A 4841-nucleotide genomic window follows, 5' to 3' on the forward strand; every position below is an offset into this window, starting at 1 on the left:
GCGGTGTAAACAATCGAACCACCTTCAGCCACCGAACCAGTAGCGCTCAACGAAAGATTGGTCGTGTCGGTAGTGTCAGTGACCGTGGTGGTGACCGGGGTGTTATCGGCTACGAGGTTCTCGTAGTTGCCGCCGGTTACGCCGGTGATCGAGTTGTTCAGCGCCGCTTGGCCGACCAACGCATCGTTCGGTGCTACTAAGTTGACGGTGCCAGTGGTGTTGCCAACTTCGATGGTGATGGTTTGGCCGTTGGCCAACGACACGGTGACCGGGCTGCCAGTCACTGGCTGGCCGACGGTTGCGGTGTAAACCACCGTGCCGCCTTCAGCGACGCTGTCAGTGGCGGTCAGTTTGACCGTCGAGGTGTCGATGGTGTCCGTGACTTCGGTGACTGCTGGAACAGTGCTAGGCACCAGGTTCTCGAAGTTTCCGCCAGTTGCGCCGGTGATCGTTGCCTGAACCGAACCGGCATCTTTGTAGACGTCATCGGTCGGTGCAGCAACAGTCGCGGTGCCGAAGGTTTTGCCAGCATCAATGGTGATTACAGCGCCGTTCGACAGAGTTACTGTCACTGGCGAACCAGCGGCGTTAGTCAACGTCGCGGTGTAAACAATCGAGCCGCCTTCAGCGACGGAACCGGTAGCGCTCAGCGACAAATTGGTGGTGTCGACGGTGTCGGTCACGGTGGTGGTGACCGGGGTGTTATCGGCTACGAGGTTTTCGTAGTTGCCGCCGGTTACGCCGGTGATCGAGTTGTTCAGAGCGGCTTGGCCGACCAACGCATCGTTCGGTGCGACGAAGTTGACGCTGCCGGTGGTGTTGCCGACTTCGATGGTGATGGTTTGGCCATTCGCCAAAGAAACGGTAACCGGGCTGCCAGTCACTGGCTGGCCGACTGTCGCGGTGTAGGTGACGGTGCCACCTTCAGCAACGCTATCAGTGGCAGTCAGTTTGACGGTCGAGGTATCGATGGTATCGGTGACTTCGGTGACTGCCGGAACGGTGCTTGGCACCAGGTTTTCGAAGTTGCCGCCAGTTGCGCCAGTGATGGTTGCCTGAACAGAGCCGGCATCTTTGTAGACGTCATCGGTCGGCGCCGCAACGGTCGCGGTGCCGAAGGTTTTACCGGCGTCGATGGTGATGACCGCACCGTTCGACAGAGTTACGGTAACTGGCGAGCCAGCCGCATTGGTCAACGTGGCGGTGTAAACAATCGAACCACCTTCAGCCACCGAACCGGTCGCGCTGAGCGACAGATTGGTGGTGTCGGTAGTGTCGGTCACGGTGGTGGTGACCGGAGTGCCATCGGCTACGAGGTTCTCGTAGTTGCCGCCAGTCACACCAGTGATCGAATTGTTCAGCGCCGCTTGGCCGACCAACGCATCGTTCGGTGCGACGAAGTTCACAGTGCCGGTGGTGTTGCCGACTTCGATGGTGATCGTCTGACCATTCGCCAACGACACGGTCACCGGGCTGCCAGTCACTGGCTGGCCAACGGTTGCGGTGTAAACCACCGTGCCGCCTTCAGCGACGCTATCGGTGGCAGTCAGTTTGACCGTCGAAGTATCGATGGTATCGGTGACTTCGGTAACGGCTGGAACCGTGCTCGGCACCAGATTCTCAAAATTGCCGCCAGTCGCGCCAGTGATCGTTGCCTGAACCGAGCCGGCATCTTTGTAGACGTCATCGGTCGGTGCTGCAACGGTCGCGGTGCCAAAGGTTTTACCGGCGTCGATGGTTATGACCGCGCCGTTCGACAGAGTTACTGTCACTGGCGAACCAGCGGCGTTGGTCAACGTGGCGGTATAAACAATCGAGCCACCTTCAGCGACGGAGCCGGTAGCGCTCAGCGACAAGTTAGTGGTGTCGGTAGTGTCGGTCACGGTGGTGGTGACCGGAGTGCCATCGGCTACGAGGTTCTCGTAGTTGCCGCCAGTCACACCAGTGATCGAATTGTTCAGCGCCGCTTGGCCGACCAACGCATCGTTCGGTGCGACGAAGTTGACGCTGCCGGTGGTGTTGCCGATTTCGATGGTGATCGTCTGACCATTCGCCAACGACACGGTCACCGGGCTGCCAGTCACTGGCTGGCCGACGGTTGCGGTGTAAACCACTGTGCCGCCTTCAGCGACGGAATCAGTCGCGGTCAGTTTGACCGTCGAAGTGTCGATGGTATCGGTCACTTCGGTGACGGCCGGAACGGTGCTTGGCACCAGGTTCTCGAAGTTGCCGCCAGTTGCGCCAGTGATCGTTGCCTGAACAGAGCCGGCATCTTTGTAGACGTCGTCGGTTGGTGCAGCAACAGTCGCGGTGCCGAAGGTTTTGCCAGCGTCGATGGTGATCACTGCGCCGTTCGACAAGGTCACGGTGACCGGAGAGCCAGCCGCATTGGTCAACGTCGCGGTGTAAACAATAGCGCCACCTTCAGCGACCGAACCGGTTGCGCTGAGCGACAGATTAGTGGTGTCGGCGGTATCAGTGACCGTGGTGGTGACCGGAGTGCCATCGGCTACGAGGTTTTCGTAGTTGCCGCCAGTCACGCCTGTGATCGAGTTGTTCAGCGCCGCTTGGCCGACCAGTGCATCGTTCGGTGCGACGAAGTTGACGGTGCCGGTGGTGTTGCCGACTTCGATGGTGATCGTCTGACCATTCGCCAAAGAAACGGTAACCGGGCTGCCAGTGACTGGCTGGCCGACGGTTGCGGTGTAAACCACGGTGCCGCCTTCAGCAACGCTATCGGTGGCAGTCAGTTTGATGGTCGAGGTGTCGATGGTGTCCGTGACTTCGGTAACTGCTGGAACGGGGCTCGGCACCAAATTCTCGAAGTTGCCGCCAGTCGCGCCAGTGATCGTTGCCTGAACAGAGCCGGCGTCTTTGTAGACGTCATCGGTCGGCGCCGCAACGGTCGCGGTGCCGAAGGTTTTGCCGGCGTCGATGGTGATTACCGCACCGTTCGACAAGGTCACGGTAACCGGCGAGCCAGCGGCGTTAGTCAGGGTCGCGGTGTAAACGATCGAGCCACCTTCAGCGACCGACCCGGTCGCGCTCAGCGACAAGTTAGTGGTGTCAGCGGTGTCGGTCACGGTGGTGGTGACTGGGGTGCCATCGGCTACGAGGTTCTCGTAGTTGCCGCCAGTCACGCCGGTGATCGAGTTGTTCAGCGCCGCTTGGCCGACCAACGCATCGTTAGGTGCTACGAAGTTGACGGTGCCAGTGGTGTTGCCGACTTCGATGGTGATGGTTTGGCCATTCGCCAACGACACAGTAACCGGGCTGCCGGTTACTGGCTGGCCAACGGTTGCGGTGTAAACCACGGTGCCGCCTTCAGCGACGCTATCGGTGGCAGTCAGTTTGACCGTCGAAGTATCGATGGTATCCGTGACTTCGGTGACGGCTGGAACAGTGCTTGGCACCAGGCTCTCGAAGTTGCCGCCAGTCGCGCCAGTGATGGTTGCCTGGACAGAACCCGCATCTTTGTAGACGTCATCGCTCGGTGCCGCAACGGTCGCGGTACCAACGGTTTTACCCGCATCGATGGTGATCACCGCGCCGTTCGACAGAGTTACTGTCACTGGCGAACCAGCGGCGTTAGTCAGTGTCGCCGTGTAAACAATCGAACCGCCTTCAGCCACCGAGTCAGTCGCGCTCAGGCTCAGGTTGGTCGTGTCCTGGGTATCGGTAACCGCGGTGTCAGCCGGTTTGCCGTCGATATCCAGCTTCTCGTAATTGCCGCCCTGCGCGTCATCAATCTTGACGCTCAGCGAGCTGCCACCGGCCAATGCATCGTTCGGGGCAACGAAGTCCACGGTGCCGGAACTGGCGCCAACGGGGATGGTGATGGTCTGGCCGTTCGACAAGGTCACGACGACGGGCGCGCCGGTGACCGGCGCGGTTACGGACGCGGTGTAGACGACGGTGCCGCCCTCGGCGACGCTCGGAGTGGCGGTCAGCGAAACGGTGCTGGTGTCGATGGTGTCGGCGACGTTGGTCACGGCCGCAGCCGGGTTGGTGATCAGATTTTCGAAGTTGCCGCCACTGGCGTCGGTGATGGTCGCTTCGACTTTGCCGGCGTCTTTATAGACGTCATCGGCCGGGGCCGCGACGGTCACGGAGCCGCTGGTGGCGCCGGCCGCGATGGTGATCACCGCGCCGTTGCTCAGGGTGACGGTGACTGGCGTGCCGGCAGCGTTGGTCAGGTTGGCGGTGTAGACAATCGAACCGCCCTCGGCCACATCGGTGGACGCCGAGAGGCTCAGGCCGGTGTTGTCGATCGAGTCGGTGATAGTGGTCAGCGCCGGCTCGGTGCTCGGGGTCAGTTGCTCGAAATTACCGCCAGTGGTGCCGGTAATCGTCGTGCTGACGGTGCTGCCATTGTTGTAGACGTCGTTTTGCGCAGTGCTGACGATGACGCTGCCGGTGGTGTTACCGGCGTCGATGGTGATGACCGAGCCATTGCTCAAGGTCACGGTCATCGGCGTGCCGGCCGGGTTGGTCAATGTTGCGGTGTACGTGATCTGGCCGCCTTCGACGACAGTTCCGGTGGCGGTGAGGCTCAGGCCGGTGGTGTCGACCGAATCGGTAATGGTCGTGACGGCTGGCGTCGGGTTCGGCACCAGGTTTTCAAAGTTGCCACCGGTGGTGCCAGTGATCGTGGTGCTGACCGTGCTGCCGTTCTGATAAACATCATTGGCGGCGGTTGGAACATCAACGGTGCCAGTGGTTTTACCAGCGTCGATGGTGATGGTCGAACCGTTGGACAGAGTCACCGTAACCGGCGTTTGCGCTGCGTTGGTCAGCGTGGCGGTGTAGGTGATCTGGCCGCCTTCGGTGACCGTCGAACC

1 protein-coding gene is annotated in these 4841 nt (G+C 60.7%); it reads right to left on the reverse strand.

Features of this window, described 5'->3' with window-relative positions:
- On the reverse strand, positions 1-4841 hold a 4841-nt coding region (locus BI292_RS09105), incomplete at both ends, for a beta strand repeat-containing protein (protein ID WP_371918718.1).

This window comes from Pseudomonas sp. 43NM1 (assembly GCF_002836905.1).
Lineage (GTDB): Bacteria > Pseudomonadota > Gammaproteobacteria > Pseudomonadales > Pseudomonadaceae > Aquipseudomonas > Aquipseudomonas prosekii.